Origin of the sequence: Niabella drilacis (assembly GCF_900101395.1) — a bacterium.
In the GTDB taxonomy this organism is placed as follows: domain Bacteria; phylum Bacteroidota; class Bacteroidia; order Chitinophagales; family Chitinophagaceae; genus Niabella; species Niabella drilacis.
On the sequence record NZ_FMZO01000003.1, the window covers coordinates 238,100 to 264,957 of the forward strand.

Here is a 26,858-nt window from a genome sequence, read left to right on the forward strand (position 1 = left end):
ATGCTCATGAAGAAAACAGGAATGATTGCCATCCTGCTGATTGCTGCCCTGTGGGTGCAGGCACAGGGCGGAATTACCGGAACGTTGCTGGATACACAAACCAAAAAAGGGCTTTACCTGGCCACGGTTACCGTATACAAGGCCGCGGATACAAGTATTATCACCTACCGGTTATCTGCCGCAGACGGCGCGTTTAAAGTGCCGGGCCTGCCGCTGCATACACCATTACGGGTCATCGCTACTTTTACCGGCTATAAGGTAATGCGAAAGGATTTTACGCTAACTTCCGGGACCCTCAACCTGGATACGCTCTGGATGGCTCCGGACAGTACCTCACTGGATGAAGTACTGGTAGTGGCGGAGCGTCCGCCGATGGCGGTGCGCAGGGATACCATCGAGTTTAATGCTGCAGCGTTTAAAACGTTGCCCAACGCGTTGGTGGAAGACCTTCTGAAAAAACTGCCGGGGGTGCAGGTAGACCGGGATGGGAATATTACGGTAAATGGCAAGCCCGTCAACCGTATTACGGTAGATGGCAAGGCCTTTTTTGGCGATGATCCGAAAATGGCCACGCGCAACCTTCCCTCTAACGTGATCGATAAGGTGCAGGTGACCGATGATAAGGAAGAGTTGCTGCGAAGAGGCGACGACAATATCAACAATGTGGGTAAGGTTATCAATCTTACTTTTAAAAAGGGTGTCAAAAAGGGAATGTTTGGGAAGGCTTATGCGGGAGCCGGTACCGCAGATACGTATGAAGCGGGGGCGATCGCCAATGTATTCAGGGATACCCTGCAGGTAAGTGCGCTGGGTTATACCAATAACCTCAACCGTCCGGGATTCAGCTTTTCCGAACTGATGCAGACCGGGGGAATACAACGCAATTCCGATGTAAACAGCAACCGCAGTATCAGCATCTGGCGTAATGCCAGCGGGGGAACGGGTATCCGGATCAACAATATCAATTTTGGGGGCATTACAGAGTACGGAGGCATCAGCACCAGCTCCGGACTGGGATTAAATATCAATCATTCGCCCAATAGCAAACAATCGATCTTCGGGCAGTATTTTTACGGGAACGTAAAAGTGGATGTCAGCAATGATGGTTATACCGAATATAATAATGGGGATACTATTTTAAAAAGAACGGAAGACGAAAAGGCTAAAGTATTGATCAACGCTCATAATGTTGGTTTGGGTGCAAAGTTCCGGCCGGATTCCCTTACCAGCATCCTGGCGGGGATCAACTATATGGCGGGGAATACAGCAGACGACCGTTATACGCTTGTAAAAAATACCAGCTCCGTGCTGGGGAACTTAAGTGATGGCCGCGTAGACCTGGACCGGGCCGATATCAGCCGGAATTACCGGCACTATCTTAATTATAACAGGCTTTCCGGGGTAAAAAAGGGAAGAAAATTTAATTTGAACCACCAGCTGATCTGGCAGTTGCGGGATAATGAAGCCAGAACGCACGCTGCTATCCAATACAGGTACCCGCAGGTTAAGGACAGTTTGTTTGATCAGCTGCGGAATGAAAAAGTGCCCACGTTGAATGCCAGTATTTATGGCAATTATAGTGAGCCGGTCATTAAAGATCTTTCTGTACGGGTGGATGCCCGGTACGAATATGAGCAGCTGAGCAATACCATTCATACTTATGGTCTTGACGGATCGGGGCAGTTTACCCGCCTGAACGATGCTCTCAGCAACCGGTTTGAACGTACCAGTAACAGCTTTTCAACAGCTGCGGGGTTGGAATATAAATATAAAAAGCTGAGCATAACGCCAAGGCTTCGCTACCAGGCGCAACGTTTTGTAAACCGGCTGGTGTCGATGCCGGAAGATGTGGTGCAGCGGCTGAACACCTTTTTGCCGGAGCTGGGCATTGTTTACGGGAAGCTTAATATTGATTACCGGAAGGAGATTATACTTCCGAACTATCGTTACCTGATCCCTGTTTTTGACAATACCAATCCTTATGTAATAAATAAAGGGAACCCGGATCTGCTGCCGGCTATCCGTCACAGCGTACAACTCAATATGTATGCAAATGACCCTAAACTGGGACTGAATGTATGGGGTTGGGCCAGGGCAGCCACGATTAAAAACGATGTTATTCAGAATGTGGTGTTACAGGACAATGGTACGCAGCTCATCCTGCCGGTAAACGCTGATGGAGGAAAGAGCATAGCGGGCAATGGAGGTATCAATAAACAGAATAAATTTTCGCAGCGGTTTACCGTAAATTCCAATATCGGGTTCTATTATGAATATAATGAGAACTTTTTCAGCTATAATTATCAGCAGAGCAGGCAATACCGGAATAATGTAAATTTATGGGGCGGCATCGGCCTTAACTGGAATGATGTGTTTGAATGGAATAACAATATCAACTATGGCGGCCAAAAAGTGCGGAATTCGAATACGGCATTGTTCCAGTCTTATAATGTTACCAACTATGAGATCAGTTCGGAGCAGATATTGCGCTGGCCCAAACATATCATCCTGGAGAACAACATCGCCTTTATACAGAACAGCGCTATCGTAGATCCTTCCCTGCGCCGGTTTGTACGCTGGAATGCGGCACTGAACATCACCATGATGAAAAATGAAGCGGGTGTATTGCGACTGGGAGTATACGATATCTTACGGAAAATGAATAATACAGATGTTGTGCTGTCGCAGAACATGCTCAGGTACAGCCGGGGTAATGTGCTGGGCAACTATTACATGGCTACATTTACCTATAACATACGTCCGACCGGGGCCAAGAAAAAAGTAGGAGGCCAGTCGCTGCTGCTGTTCTGAGCTATGGGCTTCGTTCCGGAAGCCCTGATCCACATTTTAAAGGACTCATTCCTGTTTATGGAAAATTGGCATATAGGGGGTCTCCGCTGTAAAAATATAAAGTGATTTTACATGCTTATGCCAGGGCAGGCATTGTTTGCTTCCTGCTTTCTTGTTGTCTGCTACAGACGTCCGGGCAGCTCAAATTGGATACTACCAAGATGAAAGGCGGTCCTGTTACAGATACAACTGATAGGGTGTTTTATGCAGCGGATGACGGCCTGCCGCCGCTGGCAGGATCTGAGCATTATATTGAAATAAGAATGCATGTGGGGTATCTGCCAATGGGAGGCGGGCAGGTTTTTGTACTGTCTTTTGATGGCCGCAAATGGTCTTCCAGGGTAGTGGTTACGGATCCTCATTTATTCGATATCTCAAAAAAGGAAAAGACAATAAAGCAGTACCCCGTTTTTCCGCTGAAGCCTTACGAGGAAATCTTTTCAGACCTGGTGGAGGCGGGGCTGTTCAGCCTGCCCTCACAGGCTGAACTAAAAACAGGGAGGTATGTCGACGACGGCACATACTATCTTATCGCCTGTAAAGTAGGAAGCAGGTTCAGGATGATCAAATTTAATAACCCCAATGAATACCATGAATTGTTCCCTAAAATAAAGATATTTAAACAGTATATTGATCTTGTCGCTGTTTTCTCAAAGCAGTTTTACAGGAACTGATCAGGCGTTTGTTTCATTGCTGCCAAAGGAAAACCTGTAGCGTGTATTTGTTGAACGGGTTGTTATCATTGTTTAAAGAACGGTCCTGCTGTTGCTTTTTTGTGTCTGCAGGTATCCGGACGACCGGGAAGGCTGGTTTACGGCAGAGAACTTTATATTTGGATGGCCACTCTGCCTGCCGCATTGCGGGTAGCTGAAGACTGATTGCTAAAAGCTCACCGCTGTCAGCAGGCTTCCGCTAAGGCTCGATCCACACTTCGTTCTCCTTTAACAGGTCAATGAGCGCCTCCACCGCAATATCGCTGTTGACATTGCGTTTTACCACATCCTTGCCTTTGTAAAGCGTAATCTTTCCCGGGCCGCTGCCCACATATCCGAAATCGGCATCCGCCATTTCGCCCGGTCCGTTAACGATACAACCCATAATGGCAATTTTTACGCCTTTGAGATGGTTGGTAACCGAGCGGATCTTTGTAGTGGTTTCCTGCAGGTCAAACAATGTGCGTCCGCAGGAGGGACAGGAGATGTACTCTGTTTTTGAAATGCGGGTACGGGTAGCCTGTAAAATGCTGAAGGCCGTGTTGTTCATGAACTGCTCGGCCGCACCTGTATCTGTTGCGGAGGTGTAGCGGCGTCCGCTCAGTTGCGCGTCGTTAAAATGATCGTGCGCAGCGGCACCCATGCCCAGGCAAATACCGTTGCCATACCCATCCAGGAACAGCGCGCCGGTTTCTGTGGCAAAATGGATCAGGTGCTCATCGGCGGTGCTCCAGTTGCTGTCTGTAATAAAAACCAGCGGGTGCCGGATACCGCGTTCCGCTAACCCGATACACATCCGGCGCATGGATTGCATTGCATTTCTGCGGTTGCTGCTCAGGCAAAGCACGATGTCGGATCTGCCGGCTAACGCATCCAGTTGCTGAAAGTCGCCGGCATCCAGCATTACAAAATTCAGCATATTACCCGTTGCCGCTGTGTTGATAAATGTACCGGCCTCATATAGGGGAAAATATTTTGTCTGATCGGTAGCCCTGCTCCAGTGGTCCGGGGTGGTGATCACTTTTAACATACCCGGCAGGGGGAAATCCAGTTCCGCCTTAGCGGTATAAATATAATCGGCCGCCGCATCGGCAATATGCCATTTATCATTGCCGGCATCATAAGTGTACCCAACAGCTTTTAGTGATGCCGGAGTTATGGCCGGCAGTTTGCTGAGATCCGCTATTACCACAGGTACCTGGTCTCCGCCGATATTTCCAATGCTGGTGGTTCTATGTTTTTGCGATTGGAAGGGGTTGTATCCTGCCGTAGACATATTGATGGGCCGATGCACTGATAGCGGATCCGTTAGCCCCTTGTTATCCTGCATTCCTGTTGGCTTTTCCCCTTCATACCGCTTCACAATGTCGCGGCATACCGGTATCTCCAGTTCCGGGTCTTCGGTCAGGGATACGCGAATGGTATCGCCAATGCCATCTTCCATCAGGGTGCCGATGCCGATCGCAGACTTGATGCGGCCGTCCTCACCATCGCCCGCCTCAGTAACACCCAGGTGCAGCGGATAGATCTCGCCAAATTCATCATCCATGGTTTTGATCAGCAGCCGGTAGGCCTGCACCATTACGATCGGGTTACTGGCCTTCATGCTGAGGACGATCTGGTGATAGCTTTCATCCCGCGCAATGCGCAGGAACTCCATTGCGCTTTCCACCATGCCCATCGGGGTATCACCATAACGGCTCATGATGCGGTCGCTAAGGCTGCCGTGGTTGGTACCAATGCGCATGGCTGTTCCGTATTCCTTACACACTTTGATCAGCGGCGTAAAACGGTCGCGGATCCGGTCGATCTCTTCTGCATATTCCGCGTCTGTATATTCGATCTGTTCGAATTTCTTTTTATCGACATAGTTGCCCGGGTTCACCCGTACTTTCTCCACGATGCGCGCTGCTATTTCAGCAGCATTGGGCGTAAAATGAATATCGGCCACCAGGGGGGTATGATATCCTCTTTTGTGCAGCTCATTTTTTATATTCAGCAGGTTCTCCGCTTCTTTTTTAGAAGGGGCTGTTATCCGCACCAGTTCCGCACCGGCTTCAATGCAACGGATGGATTGTTCCACTGTACCCAGGGTATCCATGGTATCGGTGGTGGTCATGGTCTGCACCCGGATGGGATGGTGGTTGCCCAGTAACAGGGATCCGATCTTTACCTCTTTGGTTAACAATCTTTTATATGAGTTGAGCGATGCTGCGTATAATTCCATGCTGCAAAGATAACCAATGTTTAAGTGTGCTTCAATTATGGACCCCGACAGCTGCGTTTTTATCTGCAGGTGGTTTTCTTCCACTGATTTGCGCCGGTATTTTCTGCGTTGGATCTGTGCATGCGCGGCAATAGCGCATTGATTTTTCTGCGTTTTCTGTTTATCTTTCGCTCTCATTAACGATCCCGCATTAAAATAACAGGAACGATATGACCGTCTATCAACAAATAACCACACACAAACTCATTGCTATTTTAAGAGGCGCTGATCCTTTGGATGTGGTGCGTATTGCCACTGCTTTATATGAAGGGGGCATCCGGCTGCTGGAAATAACCATGAATTCGGAAGCACCCTTGCAGGCTATTGAGCAGGTGACCCATAAACTGGGTGATAATATGGTTATCGGGGCCGGAACCGTACTAAGTGCGGCAATGGCTGCGGATGCGGTTAGCGCCGGAGCCCGTTTTATCCTGTCTCCTGTAGTGGATGAGCGCGTGATCCTGGCCGCAAAAAAACTGGGAGCTGTCAGCATCCCCGGGGCTTATACCGCTACAGAAATTTATACAGCCCATCGCGCAGGCGGGGATATTATAAAGGTATTTCCCTCCGGTTCCCCCGCATATATAAAAGATCTCAGGGCTCCGTTGCCGCATATTCCCTTATTGCCTACCGGAGGTATTACACCGGAGAATATTGGAGCGTATCTGAAGACCGGAGCTGTGGGGTTTGGTATTGGCAGTGCCTTGGTGAATACCAAAGAGCAAATTACCGATGCCTACCTGGAAACGCTGAAGGAAAATGCCCGGAAGTTTATCCGGGCGATGCAACCCTAAACAGGAAATCATGAAAATAAAAAATTATGAATTGTTCCAGGTGCCGCCGCGCTGGCTCTTTTTAAAGATCGATACGGATGAAGGCATTACGGGTTGGGGCGAGCCGGTGATCGAGGGAAGAGCGGCTACGGTAAAAGCCGCGGTGGATGAACTGATGGAATACCTGGAGGGTAAAGACCCGCTGAATATCGAGGATCATTGGAACACGATGTACCGCGCAGGATTTTACCGTGGAGGTCCCATCCTGATGAGTGCTATTGCCGGTATCGACCAGGCACTCTGGGATATTAAAGGAAAATATTACAATGCGCCGGTACACCAGTTGCTGGGAGGCAGGGCGCATGATTCAATGAAAGTCTATTCCTGGATCGGTGGTGACCGGCCGGCAGAGGTAGGCGCTGCTGCCCGGCAGATGGTTGGCCAGGGATTTCAGGCGGTCAAAATGAATGCAACAGAGGAGCTGCAATATGTAGACAGTTATGATAAAATTGACCAGGCGGTAGCACGCATCGCTGCCGTACGGGAGGCTGCCGGCCCCGATTTCGGTATCGGTATCGATTTTCATGGCCGGGTGCACAAACCCATGGCGAAGATCCTGGCAAAGGAACTGGAGCCTTTCCGGCCGATGTTTATTGAAGAGCCGGTGTTGCCGGAAAACAATGAAGCCCTGCGGGAGATCGCCAACCATGTGGCCATTCCGATCGCCACCGGGGAGCGGATGTTTTCCCGGTGGCAGTTCAAAACCCTGCTTACAGAAGGGTATGCGGATATCATTCAGCCGGATGTATCCCATGCAGGAGGCATTACAGAGTGTAAAAAGATCTTTTCGATGGCCGAAGCTTTTGATGTGGCCGCTGCCCCGCACTGCCCGCTGGGTCCCATTGCGCTGGCGGCCTGTTTGCAGGTAGATGCTACCTGTCACAACGCTTTTATACAGGAGCAAAGCCTGGGTATCCATTACAACCAGGGCAGCGACCTGTTGGATTATCTCAATGATAAAACGGTGTTTGAATACAGGGATGGGTATGTAAAGATACCCGACCAGCCTGGTTTAGGTATTGCTATCAATGAAACGCATGTGCGTAAAATGGCTGCTGAAGGCCATCACTGGCGCAACCCCGTATGGCGGCACCGCGATGGCAGTATCGCAGAATGGTAAAATAAAAAATATGAACGCAAACAGCCCGGCTGCAAGGCCTACGCGGATCCGGTACCAGGTATTGTTCCTCATATTTGTGAATGTGGTCATTAACTATATGGACCGCAGTAACCTCGCTGTGGCGGCCTCGGATATCGGTAAAGAGTTCCGGTTCTCTTCCGTGCAGATGGGGCTCATTTTTTCCGCATTCAGCTGGACCTACCTGTTGTTCCAGGTCCCCGGCGGTATCCTGGTAAAACGCTTTGCACCAAGGGCGCTGTATGCCGCAAGCCTGATCAGCTGGTCGCTGGCCACCGTATTGCAGGGCTTTGCAAAAGGATTTGCCTCCCTGTTTGGATTGCGGATGATGACGGGGGCACTGGAAGCGCCTGCTTTCCCGATCAATAACCGGGTGGTCAGCAGCTGGTTCCCCATCCAGGAGCGGGCTTCGGCCATTGCCGTGTATACCTCCGGACAGTTCCTGGGACTGGCCTTCCTGATGCCGGTGCTGTCGGGGATCCAGCTCCGGGCAGGATGGAAAGGGTTGTTTGTGATCACCGGGCTGATCGGTGTGGTATGGGGATTGGTATGGTACGTTTTTTACCGGGACCCCTTACAACACCGAAAGACCAATAAGGCGGAACTGGCCCATATAGAAAAGGGGGGCGGGATATTGGACCGCCGGCAGGATGGCGGGGGCAAACGTTCCTTTCAGTGGAGCGATCTCCGGGAAGTATTAGCACACCGGAAATTATGGGGCATTTACCTGGGACAGTTTGCAGTAAACGGTGCATTGTGGTTTTTTTTAACCTGGTTTCCCAAATACCTGGTCGATTACCGGGGCCTGGATTTTATTCAATCGGGCTACTGGGCTTCTGTTCCATACCTGGCTGCATTTGTGGGCGTGCTGGGTTCCGGCTTTCTTTCTGATTACCTGGTACGCAGGGGAGTACCGCCTGCCCGGGCCCGTAAGTGGCCGATTATTGCCGGGCTGTTGTTATCCGTATGCATCGTAGGCGCTAATTATGTACACACGCCGGGTTGGATCATCCTGTTTATGTCGCTTTCTTTTTTTGGTGTGGGCTTTGCGTCCATTACCTGGATCTTTGTATCCACGCTGGCCCCCAAACACCTCATTGATATTACCGGTGGCGTCTTTAATTTTATCGGCCAGCTCTCGGGTATTATTGTACCAATTGTGATCGGCGTTCTGGCCAGCGGCGGCAATTTTGCGCCGGCACTTATTTTTATCGCGGTACTGGGTGCGCTGGGGGCCTGTTCCTATATCTTCCTGGTGGGGAACGTGGAACGGGTGACTGTGGAAAAAACACCGGATCAATAACCATGAATCGTATGGATACGTTTTTGAGTTGCGATTGGGGAACGAGTACCTTCCGGCTACGGCTGGTAGGGGCATCCGACCTGGTTATGCAGGCTGCTATACAGCACCAGCAAGGTATTGCCCGGGTGGCGGCAGACTGGGAGCAAACAGGTGCAGCTATCAGCAGGCAGGTCTATTATACCACTTTTTTGAATGCACAGGTCCATGTTTTGGAACAGCAGCTGGGATATTCACTGGCCGGGGTTCCCCTTGTTTTATCGGGAATGGCTTCTTCATCCATCGGGTTAATGGAGCTGCCCTATAAAACGCTGCCGTTTTTTACCAATGGCGCTGACCTGGTATTGCGGGCCATTTCCAATGACCGCAATCCCATACTGCTGGTTTCCGGCGCCTGTACCTCGTCGGATGTTATGCGGGGAGAGGAAACGAAGATCGTTGGAGTTGCGGATGTATTGCCGGTTGCGGAGCAGGAACTGTTATTACTGTTGCCCGGAACGCATCCCAAGCATGTGCAGGTCCGTGGCCGTAGGGTCACCGGTTTTCAAACCTTTATGACCGGGGAGGTTTTTTCCCTGCTGGCGGAACAGAGTATCCTTGCCGGTTCGGTGATCCGCAATAGTGACCTGGGTAGTGCGGCCAGCCGGGAGTATTTTATACGTGGTGTACATCTTAGCCGGCAGCACTCTTTCTTACATCATGTGTTTGGTGTGCGTACCAACCAGTTGTTAAAAGAGATACAACCGGAGCAAAATTATCATTACCTCAGCGGGCTGCTCATTGGTGAAGAGCTGAAGACATTGCCCCCAAATCAGCGGGTATACCTGCTGGGGAGCACCACCCATGTGCAGGCCTATGTACTGGCCTGCGAAGCCCTGGGGATCCGGGTATCCGTATTGCCGGATGCAGACCAGGCGCTGGTAAGGGGGCAACAGCAGCTCCTGCAAAATTACCGGGCATCCGGGGCTGAATAACAATTCCTGTTTTGATATGCTTTGGTTGGGCAGGTGCCGGGGAAGACCCGTTCCCCGTATTTATAAAACCGGTTGCGGCACTTATTTCCCGTTGCTATTACCGGATTTCTTATTTTTAAATTAAAATGAAAACAGCCTGGAAGCTTATTTTTATTGGCGTGCTGCTCCTGTATTTTGCCGGAATGGCCCTCCATAATGATGCCCTGCAGTTTTTCTTAAAACCCCTGCTGGTAAGCACGCTGCTGGGGATTTTTATTTCAGAAACCGCCGGTATCGCTTCACCGTTTAAAAAGTGGATCATTGGGGCATTGGTATTCTCAGTTGGCGGAGATACACTGTTGCTGTTTGCCAATAACAATGAACTATACTTTATCCTGGGATTGGTTTCCTTTCTGATGGCTCATGTTTGTTATATCCTGTGTTTTCATTTTATAAAAGTGAAGGAATCCGTTTCCGGCAAATGGCATACGGCCATTATTGTGGGGGTATATTATTTTTTTATTATGAGCTTTTTAATTCCTCACCTGGGAGCATTGAAAATACCGGTGCTGATCTATGGGATGGTTATCAGCTTCATGCTATTACTTGCAATGCATTTATACGATCTTACAGATCATACCACTGCCCGTACTATTTTGACCGGCGCCATTCTTTTTGTGGTTTCAGATTCAGTACTGGCCGTAAATAAATTTTACCGTCCTGCGCCCTGGGGCGGCTGGGCCATTATGGTTACGTATATGGGAGCGCAATGGCTGCTTGTAAAGGGCCTGATCCGTTATATCAAGCATCGCCGGTCTTCAGACAGTACTGCGGTGGTTCCTTAACTTTAAGGGATCGGGGAACGGGGTGTTGCATAAACCTGCCTTATACACCCGTAAGGGCTGCCCGGAGCGTATTTTGCATTTTCCTGAGGCCATTGTCGAGCCACAATTCGTACCAGTCCAGGAAAGATATTTTTCCCGTGTTGCCCAGTTCTACAGAGGGATAGATACCTCCGTCATTGATCCGGTCATCCGTCCACATATTTCCTTTTTCTTTGCCGTTCACGATCAGGCTTACCTGTACTCCACAGCCATAGTCGGCCAGGTAAAGCCGTCCCTGGTCATGTTCCGTTCCACTGATCAGGTCCCATTTCTTTTCAAAAAGCTGTTCTTCCAGCTGCTCGTTTCCAGCCTCACAGGCAGCATCCAATTGTGCATCCACGGCTTCCAGCTCTGCCTCCATATTCCATTTTTCCGTATGTGGAAACGGATGGGCCAGGTCAAAATACTGGTGATCTTCCAGGCCGGTATGATCAAAAAAACAGATGCGGGTCATTTCCAGCTGACGTAAACCGTAAAAGGGACCCGCTCCGCCATCACCGATGGAGGTAAGGAATGCTGCATATCCTTCCGGCAATTGCACCTGGTGTGCTTTTTCAAATTCCCGGACCTGTGCCGGCCGTAGCACGGGGTTAAGCCGGTATTGATGGGTACCGGCCCCGAATAGTTCCCGTTTGATATCGGTATTACTGAGTTGCTCGAGTTTTACCCGAATTCTTTTTAATTGTTGCATGTGTTTATTCACCAAATATTTAGGGTGAGGGCTATGATAATACCAACAATAACCAAGCCATTATTCTGCAATTAAGAGCGGCTTTGTGATACTGCAACGGCATAGGGAATGCCGGGAAGGGCCTCCTGCTTCAACACAAGATATTGCCTTTTATGTCAAAAAAAAGAGCGGGACCTTTACAACAGGCCCCATCCCGGAGGATTATTTTGGCAAATTTTTAAGAAACGGTGGGGGATGGTTTTTTTAAACGATCTTTTTCGTACCTTTACGGTAGGTGTTTTTCATAGGTTAGCAACGGCTGATTGTTTTTACAATCGGCCTTTTTTTATATATGCCATACCCGCCGGCCGGCTGTAAGTTCCCTGTATTTATTGCTTCCACCGGATTGTTCCGTCTTCCAGCATCTGGATCTTTTCCTCCCGCGTCAGAAAGTTGATCACCGTCCAGATATGCTCTTTTTCCGCACCCTGCAGCCGTGTCATCAGCTGGGGGATGGTACTGGGTTCCGTAAGTGTTTCCCGGATCCGGGATTGAATGGTTTCAAAGGCCTCGCGGGTAAGCTGGTTATTTCTTCTTTTTAAACAGTTGTCGCAAACACCGCAATCCTTTATCTGGTGATCGCCAAAATAGTTCCCGATCATTTTGCTGCGGCACCCTGTTTCATCGGTTACATAGCGCTTCATTTGTGCTATCCGCTCTGTAAACAGCCGTTTCCGGGCCGTATAATTCTTCATATTGATCTGGAGTTCTGCAATCCGGACCCGGGTCCGGGTCAGCATCAGCTGCGGGTCTTCCTTGCGGGGCTGGTAGTCGATAATACCGTCTGCATCCAGCCGGAGCAATTGTTCCCTGATGAGTGAAGCGTCTGTTTTCATCAGGTAGGCAATATAGCTTTCCGAAATACCGATGGGGTAATCATAAATGCCCTCATACGTTCTCAGGAGGGTTTTGACGAGGGGCTCTGAATCGGCATGTGTGCCTTCGTATTCATACAATGTTTCTTTATATACTGTGAAGCGGACAGTGGCCGGTATAAATACCTGTTCATTAAACGTAAGCCAACCATCCTGCTCCAGGGCTTTAAGGCTGTAAACGGCTGTGGTTACATCCAGCCCGAATTTTTTAATGAAGTCTTTCAGGTCAAAATCATAGAATTCGCCGGGAGGTTCGTTTTCCGGCAATTGCAGGTAGTGCACCACGCTGCCATATACCCTGCGAATGGTTTCCATGTCGGGAAACCGCTGTTCCGGCATTTTTTCAAGTGCTTCCAGCTCTGCATCGCTGTACAGTAAAACGGCATAGGATTTTGTTCCATCCCTTCCCGCACGACCGGCTTCCTGGTAATAATTTTCCAGGCAATCCGGTACATCTGCGTGGATCACAACCCGTACATCGGGCTTGTCGATCCCCATGCCAAAGGCATTCGTGCATACGATCACCCGGGTCTTGTTCCGGATCCAGTCCTGTTGCTTACGGGTGCGTTCTTCTGCGGGCAAACCGGCATTGTAATAGTCTGCCGCAATACCTTCCATCAGCAACAGGTCCCTGAGCTCTTTGGTATGCTTGCGTGTTTTACAGTAAATGATAGCCGTGCCCGGTACGTTCCCAAGCACCTCGGTGATCTTCCGGATCCGGCTGGCCACTTTAAAAACACTGTAAGACAGGTTGGGCCGTTCAAAAGACTGGCGAAAGACGGTGAAGGTATTCTGGCCTTCCGGTGATAACTTTTCGCAGATATCTTCCTGTACTTTGGGGGTGGCCGAGGCGGTAAGTGCTATTACCGGGATACCGGGCAGCTCTTCCCGCAGGCGGGCAATCCGGAGATAGGGTGGCCGGAAATCATAACCCCATTGGGAGATGCAATGGGCCTCGTCCACTGCAATAAGGTTAACGCCCAATGCGGGCAGGTATTCTTTAAATAAATTCGTTTCCAGCCGCTCGGGAGAAACGTACAGGAATTTGCAGTTGCTGTGTGCCGCGGTTTTGAGTACATGGATCACTTCTTTGCGCGACATGCCGGTATGGATGGCAAAGGCGGTGATGTTTTTTTTACGCAGGTTCTGCACCTGGTCATTCATCAGGGCGATTAACGGAGAGATCACCAGGCAGAGCCCTTCTTTGTAGAGGCCGGGCACCTGGTAACAGAGCGATTTTCCGCCGCCGGTAGGCATCAGCGCCAGGACATCCTTTCCTTTAACGGCTGCCTGAACGATCTCTGACTGCAAAGGGCGAAAATGATCATAACCAAAATACTCCTTTAAAATTTCCCGCAACGCCTGTTCCATAGATTTTGATCTTCTTATAACCTTTATTGCTGATCCCCCGTTCGTTCACTATTCAAAGTTACACGGATTTTTTAAATGGCGGAGGCGGGTATTTTACGGAAACGGTAATGTTTTTATAAAAACAGATCGTTCTCTTTCCCGCAAACCCCGGTTTTCCGGGCGGGGGCTTCCGGTCTTTTAGCTGGATGGTTGTCCGTCGTGATTTTTAAGCGGATTAAAGAAGGGAGCCCCTTCCCGGGGCAAATGAACCCGGCCGCAGCAGGTAGGGTGGCGGTCCCTGTCATTTGTTTCAACAGCCGGGTTCAACGTTGGTACGATCGCTGATGGCTAAAGATGGCGCTCAATCCTCAAAGTTTCGGCGCTCAAATTTCAATTCTTATACCACTTTCTTTACCATTAGCCTGCCGCTGTTGAGCGCCAGCACTACATCGCTGAAGGCCATGATCAGTGCGCCGAACATGGGCGTGAGCAGCCCGATGGCCGCTACCGGGATGGCCACAATATTATAGGAGAAGGCCCAGAAAAGATTTTCCTTTATTGTTTTGTACGTGTGCCGGCCCAGGCCCATAGCCAGGGGCAGGTTCTTTAGACCGTGATTGGTGAGCACTACCTGCGCGGTTTGCAGGGCAATCTGCGAGGCATCGCTCATGCTGATGCCGATGGTAGCCTTTGCCAGCGCCGGGGCGTCATTGATGCCGTCGCCGACCATGGCAGTGGGCACTTCCGCATTTTTTTCACCGATGATCTGTAACTTTTCCCCGGGGGTCTTTTCGGCGATCACCTCATCGATCCCCAGTTCATCCGCGATCTGTCTGGCCTTTGAGAGACGGTCGCCGCTCAGCAGAATGGTTTTAATATTTTTGCTATGAAAATAGTTGATGACCGTTTTTGCTTCCTGCCGCAATTCATCCTTCAGATCGATCGTGCCGATCAGTTGCCGGTTGCGGGTGATGTAAATATTGTGATGGTCGGTGCCTGTTTGCCCGCCGCTGATCTCAAAGGAGCCCGCTCCATATTCGATTCCTTCCTTATCGGTGGCAAACATGCCTTTGCCTTTTTCTTCTTTTATTTGTTTCCAGCGGATCTCATTCCTGGTTTTCCAGGTGCGGGTGATGCTTTTGGCAATAGGGTGATTGGAATATTTTTCCAGTGAATACACAATGTTCTTAAATGCGTCTTCGGAGATATTGTTATCCAGTATCTGAAAACCGGCAATGGTAAAATTTCCGGTGGTAAGGGTACCGGTTTTGTCAAACACCACCTGGCGGATATCCTTAAAGTTTTCAAGGCTGGTAGCATTGCGGAACAGTACCCCGTTGCGTGCGCCACGCCCCAGCCCAACGGCAATGGCGGCCGGTGTGGCCAGTCCCATTGCACAGGGGCAGGCGATCACCAGTACGGCAATGGCCCGCATCAATGCAGGGGTAAAATCCTGGAGGACGAACCAGTTGATGATAAACGTAAGGAAGGCAATGCCAATGACCAGGGGCACAAAAACAGCGCTGATCTTATCGGCCATTTGCTGTACGGGCGGTTTTTCTCCCTGGGCTTCGCTCACCAGGTTGATGATGCCGGCCATAACCGTATCTTTTCCAACCGCTGTTACCTGGGCCTTTACGGTGCCGTCTGCCATGATACTGCCGCCGATCAGCTGATCTTTTGATTGCTTTTTTACAGGAACACTTTCCCCGGTAATGATCGCTTCGTTTACATGGGCATCGCCCCACAGGATCTTACAGTCTGCCGGTACCTGCTCGCCGCTTTTGATGAGGATCAGGTCACCGGTACGCAGGGCGCTGCTTTCTATGGGAAAGATGTTTTCATTGTGCTCCTGGTCATAGGCGATCATATTGGCCATGATCACCTGTGTTTGCGCCAGTTTTTTTAATTGTGCCTGGGTGGAGGAAACCGTATGTTCTTCCATATAATTACCCAGGAATACCAGGGTGATCACTGTGGCCGCCGTTTCGTAAAAGATATAGTCATGCTGTCCGGTCAGTGTTCCGTATAAGCTATAGATGAATGCCGCGAGGGCGCCAATGGTTACCAGCACGTTCATATTGGGCATCCGGTTGCGGATGCTTTTAATGGCACTGACGCCGAAGTATGACATTCCTGTGGCAAGCACGGGCAGGGTAAGGGCAAACTGGATCCAGGGCTGCATCAGCCAGGAATGCTGAAGTGCCGGTATCATATGCAGCATCAACACCAGGGTAAAAGGCAAACAAAACCAGAAACGCTGCATATGGGTCTTTAACCAGCCGCCCCGTTTCCCATGGTCGTGATCCTGTGCATGCTGATGGGCCTGCGCTTCATTGTGATCAAGTACGGTGTAGCCCAGGCCGGTGAGCCCCTTCGATAATACTGACTGGCTCTTTTGCCCTTTGAGCTCAAAACTAACATCCCCGGTGGCAAAGTTCACCTTTACGTTTTCCATGCCTTCCCTTTCCAGGTACTTGTTAATGGTGAGCGCACAGGTAGGACAGTCCATGCCTGTTACTTTCCATTGGATCTTTTCTGCAGTTTCCATGGTACAAAATTACTGCAACAGGAAAAGGGAACAGGTCCGGATCCGGACTTTTATTAAAACCTTGTTGCAGAATGCAACTCTTTTATTGTAACGCGGTTTCAAAAAGCCTAATTTTATGACCGGAATACCAAATTGTGAAACCAGCTCCAATAAAGGATCATGTTGTATGACTTTCTTTTTTTGTCGGGGGATAAAATGTCCTCGACGGTAGGCTGGGTGGGCAGCATTGCTTACCTGCTGGCCTACCTGTTTTTAAGTCTGAACAAATTAAAAGTAGAAAGACCAACATATCATTTACTGAACCTGGTAGGGGCACTGGGGCTGATCCTGCATGCGCTGGATCTGCATGACTATCCCAACCTGGTGGTAAATATGGCATGGGGGATCATTGCCGTTACCGCGGTGGTGTTTATCATCAGGAGGCGGCTGAAGTAGCGAAGTTCAGCAATCCAAGGGCCCGCTTTTTATACGTACTTAATTTTTTTTCATACTCGGCCTTGTCGCTTACAAGGCTCAGGTAATAATATGCCCCGTCCACCAGGATGAATACCAGGTCGGCAACCGCTGCTGTATTTTTGACCTGCAGGTACCCGTTTTCATTGCAGTCGATGATCAGGGTCTCCAGGTTTTTGCGAAGGCTGTCCAGCAACAGCTTGTATTTTTTCTTAATGGTCTTATCCCTGAAGGTAAGCGAATAGCAGCTGTAGGAAACGCTGTCATCAAAAAGGGTATTCCATTTATGGGAGAATATATTATCAATAACGGCCAGCAGTTTCCGTTTCGGATGGTGCTGGCAGGCCTCCGGCACATCGAAGATCAGCAGGTAGCGGTCCAGGATGTATTCTACAAGTCCATATACCAGGTGCTCCTTGGTCTTAAAATAGTGGATCACCAGGCTGGGATTGATCTTTAACAGGTCGGCCGTTTTTGCAATGGAGGCGTTTTCCAATCCTTCCTTTTTGGCCAGTTTATAAAAGGCCTTGATGATCTGTTTCTGACGGGTTTCTTTAAGACTTTTGCGCCCCATGCTTTTTAGTCAAATATAAGTGAAATATATGCTTGTTTGCTTCCGGGGGGAGGCGGTTATAAAAAAGAAGATCATAGCGCGTCATCGGTTTTTACCTTTTTTCATACCCGCCATATTGCGGAAGCTGTTGCAACAAATTTAAAGATACCGTTGTAAAAAGAGACGTTGGTGCAACCGGTTGCGCAGATTTTCAAAAAAAATAAATTAATTAAACATTCATTCAATAAATTGCATATTGAAAGAAATGCCATCCGCTGTAATGCTTGCCAGTACTACATATGATGCTATTTTGATGATTTCCTGTGCTTTTTTGATCCATGTAAAAGGTAACATTAACATAATAGTAATACGTCTCAATTCTAAATAGTTTTGACAACTCAAAAACAAATCGCTATGATCAGATCCACGCTTTTCTTACTGCTGCTTTTTTCCATTTCTGTTTTCCCGGCATTGGCCCAGGCTCAAAAAATAACCGGTACCGTGCAGGACGAAGCCGGTGCGCCGGTTGTTAATGCTACCCTTTCTGTAAAGGGAACAACCACTACCGTACTGGCGGATACCGCCGGAAGATTTGCTGTTCCGGCCCGGGAAAATGATGTCCTGAACGTGTCTTCTGTCGGGTACCAGACCAGAGAAGTGACCGTAGGCGTTTCCCCCGAACTGAATATTATTCTTAAGAAAACAGATCAGGGGATGGATGAGGTCGTAGTGGTCGGCTACGGTGTACAGAAACGGGCACATGTTGCCGGTGCGGTCGATCAGATCAAGGGCGACCAGATTGCGAAAAGGCCGGTATCCAACCTGGTGCAGGGGTTGCAGGGGCTGAGCCCCAACCTGAATATCGGGTTTACCAACGGAGCCCCCGGCACCCAGGCCAGCCTGAATATACGGGGGTTAACTTCCATCAACGGGGGAGAACCGCTGATTGTTATCGATGGCTCCGTGGCAAACAGCGGAGATCTGTACTCTTTGAATCAAAACGATGTGGAAACGATCACCGTTTTAAGAGATGCCGCTTCCGCAGCTATCTATGGAGGGCGTGCTTCTTTTGGTGTAATACTCGTTACCACCAAGAGCGGTAAAATGGGAAAGACGCAGGTAAGCTATTCCAATTTTTTTACAAAGAGCCGGCAATCGGTTACTCCTACACCCATTACGGATCCCTATGTGTACTCCCGTCTTTTGCAGATATCAACGGAGAACACTCCCTGGAAATATGTGAAGTTTGATGATGAATATTATAAATGGGCAAAGGACCGGTCGGAGAACCCTTCATTGCCCGCGGTACGTGTTAACCCTAAGGATGCTACCCAGTGGCAATATATGGGGAATACGAATTGGGCCGATTATTTCTTTAATAAGTCTTCTTTTTCCCAGCAGCATACCGTCACTTTTTCCGGGGGAACCGGCAGGGATGCGGAAAAACCGATTCATTATTATGTTTCGGCAGGTTTCACCAAGGAGAACGGGCTGTTAAAGCTGGCCCGCGATGACTGGCGGCGGTTTAACACCCGGGCCAAAGTAGATTTTAAGCCATTTTCATGGCTGAAGATCGAGAACAATATGCAGGTATATCAAACGGATCGCGTAGCTCCGAATGTATTAAGTAATCCCAATAATTTTGGAGGACTCTTTAACCTGGTGCCCACCGATGTGGCCCAAAACCCGGATGGTACCTGGGCCAATACGGCCGGTGGCCGCCTGGCCGCAGCCATACAGGACGGCGGCAGGAACGGCTCAAGGTTAACGGGTTTCCAGGATATTCCCAGCTTTACAGCAACTTTTTTGAAGGGGGACCTCGTGGTTAAAGGGCAGGCCAGCATCCGCCGGGAAATGAACCGTCTTGGACTTTTCTCCAAGAGCTACCAGATCGGCTTTGGCCCCGATGATGTCCGCGAACAGGGAGATCTGACAGGATCTGTTTATGAATCAACCGGCATCCTGTCACAGGATATCTATGACCTGAATGCGACCTACAACAAAAAACTGGGAGATCATGCGTTTACCGTTCTGGCGGGGTATAACCAGGAAAGCTGGGACAGCCGGACGACCAATGTAAACGCCTCGGGACTGATCTCTCCTTCTGCGCCGTTCCTGGAGCTTACAACAGGACCGGTAACCAAGGGGGCCGGCTACAGCGCCTATGCAATACAGGGTGTTTTTGGACGGATCAACTATAATTATAAAGAAAAATACGGTATCGAGGGAAATGCCCGTTATGATGGATCTTCCCGCTTTTTGCCGGGTGATAAATGGGGGTTCTTTCCATCTGTTGCGGGGTACTGGAATGTGCATAAGGAAAGCTTTTTTGAAGGTCCCTCCAAAGTACTCACCAACTTCAAGCTGCGCAGCTCCTACGGGTGGCTGGGCAACCAGAATTTAAGAGATTATTTCCGCATCTATGATCGGCTGGATACCCGTTTATCCAACTACCTGATCGATGGCAACATTACTACGGTGGCGGGCTCGGCCCCCCAGTTGAGCATCAATCCCAATACTTTTACCTGGGAAAAAGTGGGGCAGCTGAACCTGGGTACCGATATCACGGTCTTAAATCGTGTGAGTGCCTCTTTTGATTACTACTTCCGGAATACCACAGGTATGATCTACACTCCCCGCGTGGTGCCTGCTGTACTGGGTACTACGGCTCCGCCTGAGAACAATGCGGATCTGCAGACAAAGGGATGGGAGCTGACCTTAACGTATAATAATAATTTCGATGTGGCCGGGAAACCGCTGTCCGTAAATGCAAAGGTGATCCTGAGCGACAACCAGTCACGCATTACAAAGGTAGATAACGAACAACAGGACCTGTCGCGCTGGAGGGTGGGACAGGATCCCAATGCCATCTACGGTCTTGTAAGTGATGGCTTCTTTAAAAGCCAGGAGGAAATTGAAAAGCTGGATGAATCCGGCATTGTGCCCTGGGGCTCTCTGGATATTATTCCGGGGTGGATGAAATTTGTTGACCAGGATAAGAACGGGAAAATTGAAAAGCCGCTTACGGGTAAGGATATGAAAGACTATGTGGTGATTGGCAATTCCAATTCCCGGTACCGCTATGGCGTTAACCTGGACTTTAGCTGGAACAATATTGATCTTAGTGTATTCCTTCAGGGGGTTGGCAAAAAGGATTACTACCCCGCTGATTACCTGTTCTGGGGGGCTTACCAGCAACCTTATGCCAATTACTACCCATGGCTGCTTGATTTTTACAGGGGTACATCAGACGACGAGGCAACGCGGGCGAAACATTCGGCAGAATACATCCGCCTGGGCCTGGCAGACCAGAACCTGAACTCGCGGTACCCGGTGCTGCAATCCTGGCTGGCAGACAACCGGGAAAACAAGGGGCTTGATATACCACAGACCAAATATCTGTTGAACGCTGCCTACCTGAGGGTGAAGAACCTTACCCTGGGCTATACCTTGCCGCAACGGCTTACCGGTAAGATCGGCATGAGCAGCCTGAGGCTGTTTGTAACAGGCGAAAACCTGTTCGAATTTACCAAAATGGATAAATTCTTTGATCCGGAAGCTATTGATACAGATGGCTATTCTTACCCCTTTATGCGGAAATATTCCTGTGGTTTACAGGTCAACTTTTAATCTCCCTGTTTAAATTAATATAAAGCAATGAAGCAGTTTCAATTAAAAACAGTTATCGGCCTCCTGGTTGCCATCGTTGCCGGAAGTGCCTGTACAAAAGATTATCTTATTAAAAACCCGGAGACCTTTATCTCTCCCGAAGTGTTTTTCAGATCAGAGCAGGATCTGTCCATGTATATCAATGGGCTGCTGGATAACCCCGGCGGCGACTATTTTGGGGACGAGGTTTCGGATAATGCCACCACAACCGGCCAGCGCAGCGGGTTTGATATTATGCTCGGGAATTTTACGCCCGAAAACTTTAGCGGCCCCTGGACCTGGACACGGTTAAGAGACATTAACTATTTTTTGGTGAACTACCAGAAAGCGAAGATCGATGACAACCTTAAAAATCACTATGCCGGCCTGGCGCGGTATTACCGGGCCCGCTTTTACTATGATAAAATACTGGCCTTTTCCGATGCTCCCTGGTATTCCGGTATTATGACGCCGAGCGACCAGGAGTTGTTAAACAAACCCTCCGACCCCCGGAAACTGGTAATGGACAGCGTGATGGCGGATCTTGAGTTTGCATCCAATAATGTAAAGGAATCGGTACCCAAAGGTACGCCCGGTAAATGGGCTGTTAAAGCCGTTTATGCAAGAATAGCACTGTTTGAAGGCTCCTGGAGGAAATATCATCCCGAGCTGAACCTGCAGTCCACCGCGAACGTGTATTTTGAAAAAGCAAAGTCCCTGGCCAATGAGATCATGACCGGTACCGGGGGATTTGCCATTCCGCAGGATTCGGCTTCTTACGGAAGACTGTTTAGCAGCGCCAGCCTTTCTGATAATAAAGAAGTGATCCAGTACATCGACTATGACGTGGCGAAACAGCGGTCAGCGCCTGATTGGGACTATGCATTCCTGAACTATGAAATGTCTGCTTCAAAGGCCTTTATCCAGAGCTTTTTAATGAAGGATGGTACCCGGTATACAGATCAGCCGGGCTACCAGAGCTTCCAGTTTGTAAAAGAGTTTGCGAACAGGGATCCCCGCTTGTATACCACTATCAATTATCCGGGCTGGCTGCGCAGAAACTCCAACCCGCCTAAAGCGTATGTGCCTGCATTTGCAAAATACTTTACCGGCTATTACCTGATAAAGGGATATGGTAATTCCTCAAGCAATGACAAGTTCAATATCGATTTTCCGGCGCTCCGCTATGCAGAAGTATTGCTGACCTATGCGGAGGCCGCAGCCGAACTGGGCACGGCAACCCCGGAAGATATTAACCGCTCCATTAATCCATTGCGGAAAAGAGCCGGCCTGCCGGATCTTAATATAGCGGCCGCCAACGGGAATATTGACCCCGTACTGGCAGCGCAGTACCCCAATGTGAATGGTGCCAACAAGGGGCTGATCCTGGAGATACGCCGGGAACGCCGGTCTGAGCTGGCTTTCGAAGGATACCGGATCCGCGATATTTTTCGCTGGAGTGTTGGAAAATTAATGGAAGTTTACCCGGAGGGAATGTATTTTCCCGGTGCCGGAAAATATGATATGACGGGCGATGGTGTGGAAGACATCAAGCTGATCGGTTCGGGAGAAGCCATCCCGGATGACGCCCATAAAGAAAAGAACGCATTGGGGCAGTTGTTGGTATACTATAAAGTAGGCTCGATTTCCGAGGACGTGCCGGTGCAGCTGAAGAATGGTGCCGCCGGTGGAAATATTATTATAACCGCAACGCCGGACAAGCGTAAATTTATAGAACCCAAATATTATTACCGGCCCATCCCGGCCAAAGAGATCATCGTTAATCCTAACCTCAAACAGCCGTTTGGATGGTAATGGATAACCTGCAGGACTCTAAATATTAAGATTAAAAGGCTGCCCGGGAACACCGGGCGGCCCCGTTTTTTAAACTATGAACAGAAAAAAATTCCTGGGCAGCCTGCCCGCCCTGGCCGCTGCGCCGCTCGCCGTTAATGCCGGCCCCCGTAAGGAGAAGCCCGTGCTCACTTTAGCGCATATCACTGATGTGCACATCCGCCCGGGTGATAACGCACCGCAACGGTTTAAGGATTGTCTGAAAAAGATCAAAAGAACAGGGATCGATTTTGTCCTGAATACCGGAGATTCGATTCATGACGCTTCTTACGACAATGTAAAACGGGAAAGCGTAACCGAGCAATGGCAGATATGGGATGATTGTATGACTGAACTAAAGGGATATGATGTTTATGGCTGCCTGGGCAATCATGATATGTGGTGGGCCGCACCGGACAAGAGCGACCCTATGTATGGGAAAGATTATGTGGTAAAACGCTTAAAGATACCGAACCGGTTTTATAGCTTTACCCGTGGGGGCTGGCACTTTATTATTTTGGATGGCAATAACAGTAAGATATCCCTGGATGAGGAACAGTTTCAATGGCTGGAAAGCGATCTTGCCCAAACGCCTGCCAATACGCCCACACTGATCATGTCTCATTATCCTACTTTTGGTGCCACGCCGATACTGGTAGGGGGCAATCACAGCGATAACAAAAAGCTTAAAGATCTTTTTTATAAGCACAAGGACAAGGTAAGGGCTTCCCTCAGCGGGCATAACCACCTTTATGATAAAACCTTTTACAACGGTGTATGGTATTGCTGCAATGGTGCCATGAGCGGTTTTTGGTGGGGGCAGGGCGATAAGGAATCAGCCGGGCCCGGTTACTACCTGGAAACACCGCCGGGTTATGCTATTTTGAAATTGTATAAGGATGGAGGCTTTGAAAGTGAATATTATGCGCATGGTTTTTAAGAGTGAACCTGTTTGTATTTTTAACAACGAAAAGATTGTTTTATGAAAAAGAAAGTGCTTGTTTTGGCGGGTTTGCTGGTTTGTTCGGCCACATTGTTTGCCCAGCGAACAAAAAAAGTGGTGTTCGTGATCGCGGACGGGATCCCCGCGGATGTAATTGAATCGGTGGCTACACCGCATATGGACGCTATTGCAAGGGCCGGGCGGTATACGCGGGCTTATGTGGGTGGCGGCAAAGGTACTTATTCGGAAACACCTACTATTTCTGCTGTTGGCTATAATAGTCTGCTTACGGGTACCTGGGCTAATAAACATAACGTTTGGGATAACGATATTGCAGCGCCCAATTATCATTATCCCACCATCTTCCGGTTGTTTAAAGATCAGTACCCGCAAAAGAAGATCGCTGTTTTTTCGAGCTGGCTCGATAACCGCACAAAATTGGTGGGCGATGGTTTGCCGGAAACCAACGGGATTCATGTAGATATTGCTGCAGATGGTTTTGAGCATGATACACTGAAGTTTCCAAAGAGCGGGCCGGTACACCGGATGCACCGGATCGATGAGCACGTGGTAGATGAGGCCACACAAAGCATCCGGCAACAGGCTCCGGATCTTTCCTGGATCTACCTTGAGTATACCGACGATATGGGGCATGGCTATGGTGATTCACCAAAGTTTTATGAAGCGGTGAAAATGCTGGATCTGCAGATGGGACGCGTTTGGGATGCGATCCGCTACCGGCAGGAAAAATTTAAAGAAGACTGGATGATCGTTATTACCACCGATCACGGCCGGTCAGAAGCCAATGGCATGGGCCATGGCGGCCAGTCGCCCCGGCAGCGCAGCACCTGGATCATCACCAACAATCCGGGGCTGAATACCTACCCGGATCATTACATCCCGGGCGTGGTGGATATTTTTCCAACCATTGCACGTTTTATGAATATTACTGTTCCGCCGGCGGTGGCGCGTGAGCAGGATGGGGTTCCCATGATCGGAAAGGTGTCCCTGGCAGATATGCGGGTCAATTATTTCCAGCAAAAACTCGATATTGACTGGACTCCGCTGGATCCCAAAGAACAGGGCAAGGTAAAAGTGTGGATCACCACTACCAACAAGGTAAAAACCGGTGGAACGGACTCTTATAAGCTGGTGGGCGAGGTGCCGCTCCGGCAAAGGCATCTGACCGTTGATGTAAAGGATCAGCCCTCCGGCTTTTATAAAGTGGTGCTGGAATCGGCCGCCAATACACTGAACCGCTGGGTGGTATTGGATCAAAAAAAGTAAGCGGCCCTGCCTGCCGGTACAATAAATACTATTTTCAGGGAACCGGGTATTATAAAATACATCCCGGTTCCCTGATCTTTTGTTATTTTGTTGCTATTTAACCCTTGTTTTACGAATGACACACCTGAAATCGCTGGTCCTTTCTTTAACCCTGCTGTTTTTTATAAACGGGCCTGTTCAGGCACAACGGAAGTGGACTGTTAAAGAGGTCCCCGACCCGAAGGCACAACCTGGTTTTAACTATGTAAGCAACCCCGATGGCGTTTTAAGCAGTGGTACCATAGCGGAGGTCAATGCAGCGCTAAAGGAACTGGAAGATGCTACCACCGACCAGGTGGCCGTGGTGATACTGAATTCTATCGGTAAAAAAGCGCCCAGGGGTTTTGCTATTGAGTTGCTCCGGTATTGGGGCGTAGGACAAAAGGAAAAGAATAACGGGGTGCTGGTCCTGCTGGTAATAGATCAGCGGCGGATGGAGTTTGAAGTGGGATACGGACTGGAGGGGAAGCTGACCGACCTGGTTTCCAAACAGATCCAGGAAGATTATATGGTGCCGTATGCCAAACAGGGCAATTATGATGCAGCGGTGCTGAACGGGGTGAGACAGGTGGCGCAGCTGCTTTCCGGGAACGTGGGCTCAGCAGGGGGAGGCGATGAGGCACCGGGCACGCTTTCATTTCCCCCGGATGCCCCGGCTCCCGGGCCTTCCTACGGCAACACGATAACAACCCCGGCGGGCCGGTCTTTTCCTGATAATGTTTTTGATCTTTATAAGCGGCATGTGGGCTGGGGCGGTTTTTGGGTCCTGTTGTTCTATGTGATCTATTGGGTGGTGTGGTTTACGCGCCTGTTTAAACCAAGGGACAGGCAAAACTTCTTTTATTCGGCACGGCCCGGATGGCTTTCCGTTACCCAGTTCCTGTGCTGTTATGCAGGGCTGGCATTCCTGCTCTTCTTTGTTCTCCCCGTACCGGTCAATATCTTTACAGGGCTGGCCTTTTTCTATTTATTCGGGGTCAGCTACCTGGGACTCACTATTTTGGGACTTCTGCGCAGTTTAAGAATGGCGGAGGAAAAGCGTACGGAGGACGACCTTTTGTATCATTATGCCCGGCAGTTGGATCAGCGCTGGAAAGGAACCATTACAGATAAATTATTCCCCTTTCCGCTCCTTTATTTCCGGGCAAGGATCGGGCAATACCTGGCCCGGCTGCGGAGCGGAATGGTGATCAGTAATACCGGGAATGAAATGCGCCTGCTGGATGAAAAACGGGATGATGCCTACCTGACCGAAGCGCAGAAAATGGAAGAAGGGCTGCAATCCGTAGATTATGATGTATGGGCGGAGCAGGGAGGAAAAGCATTTAAGCTGCATGGGGTACTGCTCAGCAGCAAATATAGCCATTGCCCTAAATGCAATACTATGGCCTATTATCTCGAATCAGACAGGATTATTGAACCGGCTACTTACTCCAGCAGCGGGGTGGGTTTAAAAGCATATGCCTGTAAGTTTTGTCATCACCGGGAGCAAAAAGAGTATACGATCCCGCAAAAGAGCCGGTCCTCCGATTCAAGTAGTTCGGGCAGTTCCGGAAGCAGCTCTTCCAGCTCCGGCAGCAGCTGGGGTGGTGGCAGTTCGGGTGGTGGCGGGGCCGGCAGTAGCTGGTAATGCCCGTTTTAAGGGGTGCTGACCGCTGA

The 26,858-nt window shown here is 49.5% G+C and carries 18 protein-coding genes; 13 read left to right on the plus strand and 5 right to left on the minus strand.

The genetic code is table 11. The features are described 5' to 3' along the window. Window positions 1–6: 6 nt before the first annotated feature. Window positions 7–2,811, plus strand: a complete 2,805-nt coding sequence (locus tag BLS44_RS07290; RefSeq protein ID WP_245729135.1) for an outer membrane beta-barrel protein — start codon at window positions 7–9, stop codon at window positions 2,809–2,811. Between the two features lie 200 nt (window positions 2,812–3,011). Continuing rightward, window positions 3,012–3,524 (plus strand): hypothetical protein, encoded by a 513-nt coding sequence (locus BLS44_RS07295; RefSeq protein WP_143019692.1) that lies wholly within the window; start codon window positions 3,012–3,014, stop codon window positions 3,522–3,524. A gap of 238 nt (window positions 3,525–3,762) precedes the next feature. Here BLS44_RS07295 and ispG read toward each other — a convergent pair whose 3' ends face one another. Next, window positions 3,763–5,790, minus strand: a complete 2,028-nt coding sequence (gene ispG, locus BLS44_RS07300) for a (E)-4-hydroxy-3-methylbut-2-enyl-diphosphate synthase (RefSeq protein WP_090389616.1) — start codon at window positions 5,788–5,790, stop codon at window positions 3,763–3,765. A gap of 209 nt (window positions 5,791–5,999) precedes the next feature. Here ispG and BLS44_RS07305 point away from each other — a divergent pair, with 209 nt between their 5' ends. From BLS44_RS07305 to BLS44_RS07325, 5 genes are all read left to right on the plus strand, one after another. Then, a complete protein-coding gene (locus tag BLS44_RS07305) occupies window positions 6,000–6,623 on the plus strand; it encodes a bifunctional 4-hydroxy-2-oxoglutarate aldolase/2-dehydro-3-deoxy-phosphogluconate aldolase (RefSeq protein WP_090389395.1) in 624 nt (207 codons plus the stop codon). Between the two features lie 10 nt (window positions 6,624–6,633). Then, window positions 6,634–7,782 carry a galactonate dehydratase gene (gene dgoD / locus BLS44_RS07310; RefSeq protein ID WP_090389396.1) on the plus strand — a complete coding sequence of 383 codons (1,149 nt, stop codon included), beginning with the start codon at window positions 6,634–6,636 and terminating at the stop codon, window positions 7,780–7,782. Between the two features lie 10 nt (window positions 7,783–7,792). Next, a complete protein-coding gene (locus tag BLS44_RS07315) occupies window positions 7,793–9,103 on the plus strand; it encodes an MFS transporter (protein WP_090389617.1) in 1,311 nt (436 codons plus the stop codon). Window positions 9,104–9,114: 11 nt separating this feature from the next. After that, window positions 9,115–10,074: a 2-dehydro-3-deoxygalactonokinase gene (locus BLS44_RS07320; protein ID WP_176954345.1), complete on the plus strand. Its 960-nt coding sequence runs from the start codon at window positions 9,115–9,117 to the stop codon at window positions 10,072–10,074. Between the two features lie 125 nt (window positions 10,075–10,199). Next, window positions 10,200–10,898, plus strand: coding sequence for a lysoplasmalogenase (locus BLS44_RS07325; RefSeq protein WP_090389398.1), 699 nt, complete (start codon window positions 10,200–10,202; stop codon window positions 10,896–10,898). A gap of 40 nt (window positions 10,899–10,938) precedes the next feature. Here BLS44_RS07325 and BLS44_RS07330 read toward each other — a convergent pair whose 3' ends face one another. From BLS44_RS07330 to BLS44_RS07340, 3 genes are all read right to left on the minus strand, one after another. After that, window positions 10,939–11,628, minus strand: a complete 690-nt coding sequence (locus BLS44_RS07330; protein WP_090389618.1) for an SMI1/KNR4 family protein — start codon at window positions 11,626–11,628, stop codon at window positions 10,939–10,941. A 368-nt stretch (window positions 11,629–11,996) separates the two neighbouring features. Continuing rightward, window positions 11,997–13,913, minus strand: coding sequence for a RecQ family ATP-dependent DNA helicase (locus tag BLS44_RS07335; RefSeq protein WP_090389399.1), 1,917 nt, complete (start codon window positions 13,911–13,913; stop codon window positions 11,997–11,999). Between the two features lie 376 nt (window positions 13,914–14,289). Then, complete coding sequence (locus tag BLS44_RS07340; RefSeq protein WP_090389400.1) at window positions 14,290–16,443, minus strand: heavy metal translocating P-type ATPase; 2,154 nt, start codon at window positions 16,441–16,443, stop codon at window positions 14,290–14,292. Between the two features lie 195 nt (window positions 16,444–16,638). On the opposite strand from BLS44_RS07340, the gene BLS44_RS07345 reads away from it, so the two are divergent. Then, on the plus strand, window positions 16,639–16,878 hold the full coding sequence (locus tag BLS44_RS07345) for a CBU_0592 family membrane protein (RefSeq protein ID WP_090389401.1): 240 nt from the start codon (window positions 16,639–16,641) through the stop codon (window positions 16,876–16,878). On the opposite strand, the gene BLS44_RS07350 is transcribed toward BLS44_RS07345, so the two are convergent. Next, the gene (locus BLS44_RS07350; RefSeq protein WP_090389402.1) at window positions 16,859–17,470 is read right to left on the minus strand and encodes a TetR/AcrR family transcriptional regulator; all 612 of its coding nucleotides are present in this window, start codon (window positions 17,468–17,470) and stop codon (window positions 16,859–16,861) included. The two genes, BLS44_RS07345 and BLS44_RS07350, sit on opposite strands and share 20 nt — an antisense overlap. Before the next feature lie 393 nt (window positions 17,471–17,863). Between BLS44_RS07350 and BLS44_RS07355 the strand changes: the two genes are divergently transcribed. The 5 genes from BLS44_RS07355 (at window position 17,864) to BLS44_RS07375 (ending at window position 26,829) form a co-directional block, all read left to right on the plus strand. Further along, window positions 17,864–21,079, plus strand: a complete 3,216-nt coding sequence (locus BLS44_RS07355; protein WP_090389403.1) for a SusC/RagA family TonB-linked outer membrane protein — start codon at window positions 17,864–17,866, stop codon at window positions 21,077–21,079. A gap of 27 nt (window positions 21,080–21,106) precedes the next feature. Next, window positions 21,107–22,912 (plus strand): RagB/SusD family nutrient uptake outer membrane protein, encoded by a 1,806-nt coding sequence (locus BLS44_RS07360; RefSeq protein ID WP_090389404.1) that lies wholly within the window; start codon window positions 21,107–21,109, stop codon window positions 22,910–22,912. A gap of 76 nt (window positions 22,913–22,988) precedes the next feature. Continuing rightward, entirely contained in the window at window positions 22,989–23,870 is an 882-nt protein-coding gene (locus BLS44_RS07365) for a metallophosphoesterase family protein (protein WP_090389405.1), read from the plus strand. 42 nt (window positions 23,871–23,912) lie between these two features. Further along, window positions 23,913–25,160 carry an alkaline phosphatase family protein gene (locus tag BLS44_RS07370; RefSeq protein ID WP_090389406.1) on the plus strand — a complete coding sequence of 416 codons (1,248 nt, stop codon included), beginning with the start codon at window positions 23,913–23,915 and terminating at the stop codon, window positions 25,158–25,160. A 115-nt stretch (window positions 25,161–25,275) separates the two neighbouring features. Continuing rightward, complete coding sequence (locus BLS44_RS07375) at window positions 25,276–26,829, plus strand: TPM domain-containing protein (protein WP_090389407.1); 1,554 nt, start codon at window positions 25,276–25,278, stop codon at window positions 26,827–26,829. Window positions 26,830–26,858: the final 29 nt, after the last annotated feature.

What these genes read in the sequence shown, in the direction of transcription:
- BLS44_RS07290 (WP_245729135.1), top strand. Translation starts at nt 7, where the DNA reads ATGAAGAAAACAGGAATGATTGCCATCCTGCTGATTGCTGCCCTGTGG.
- BLS44_RS07295 (WP_143019692.1), top strand. Translation starts at nt 3,012, where the DNA reads ATGAAAGGCGGTCCTGTTACAGATACAACTGATAGGGTGTTTTATGCA.
- ispG (WP_090389616.1), bottom strand. Translation starts at nt 5,790, where the DNA reads ATGGAATTATACGCAGCATCGCTCAACTCATATAAAAGATTGTTAACC.
- BLS44_RS07305 (WP_090389395.1), top strand. Translation starts at nt 6,000, where the DNA reads ATGACCGTCTATCAACAAATAACCACACACAAACTCATTGCTATTTTA.
- dgoD (WP_090389396.1), top strand. Translation starts at nt 6,634, where the DNA reads ATGAAAATAAAAAATTATGAATTGTTCCAGGTGCCGCCGCGCTGGCTC.
- BLS44_RS07315 (WP_090389617.1), top strand. Translation starts at nt 7,793, where the DNA reads ATGAACGCAAACAGCCCGGCTGCAAGGCCTACGCGGATCCGGTACCAG.
- BLS44_RS07320 (WP_176954345.1), top strand. Translation starts at nt 9,115, where the DNA reads ATGGATACGTTTTTGAGTTGCGATTGGGGAACGAGTACCTTCCGGCTA.
- BLS44_RS07325 (WP_090389398.1), top strand. Translation starts at nt 10,200, where the DNA reads ATGAAAACAGCCTGGAAGCTTATTTTTATTGGCGTGCTGCTCCTGTAT.
- BLS44_RS07330 (WP_090389618.1), bottom strand. Translation starts at nt 11,628, where the DNA reads ATGCAACAATTAAAAAGAATTCGGGTAAAACTCGAGCAACTCAGTAAT.
- BLS44_RS07335 (WP_090389399.1), bottom strand. Translation starts at nt 13,913, where the DNA reads ATGGAACAGGCGTTGCGGGAAATTTTAAAGGAGTATTTTGGTTATGAT.
- BLS44_RS07340 (WP_090389400.1), bottom strand. Translation starts at nt 16,443, where the DNA reads ATGGAAACTGCAGAAAAGATCCAATGGAAAGTAACAGGCATGGACTGT.
- BLS44_RS07345 (WP_090389401.1), top strand. Translation starts at nt 16,639, where the DNA reads ATGTCCTCGACGGTAGGCTGGGTGGGCAGCATTGCTTACCTGCTGGCC.
- BLS44_RS07350 (WP_090389402.1), bottom strand. Translation starts at nt 17,470, where the DNA reads ATGGGGCGCAAAAGTCTTAAAGAAACCCGTCAGAAACAGATCATCAAG.
- BLS44_RS07355 (WP_090389403.1), top strand. Translation starts at nt 17,864, where the DNA reads ATGATCAGATCCACGCTTTTCTTACTGCTGCTTTTTTCCATTTCTGTT.
- BLS44_RS07360 (WP_090389404.1), top strand. Translation starts at nt 21,107, where the DNA reads ATGAAGCAGTTTCAATTAAAAACAGTTATCGGCCTCCTGGTTGCCATC.
- BLS44_RS07365 (WP_090389405.1), top strand. Translation starts at nt 22,989, where the DNA reads ATGAACAGAAAAAAATTCCTGGGCAGCCTGCCCGCCCTGGCCGCTGCG.
- BLS44_RS07370 (WP_090389406.1), top strand. Translation starts at nt 23,913, where the DNA reads ATGAAAAAGAAAGTGCTTGTTTTGGCGGGTTTGCTGGTTTGTTCGGCC.
- BLS44_RS07375 (WP_090389407.1), top strand. Translation starts at nt 25,276, where the DNA reads ATGACACACCTGAAATCGCTGGTCCTTTCTTTAACCCTGCTGTTTTTT.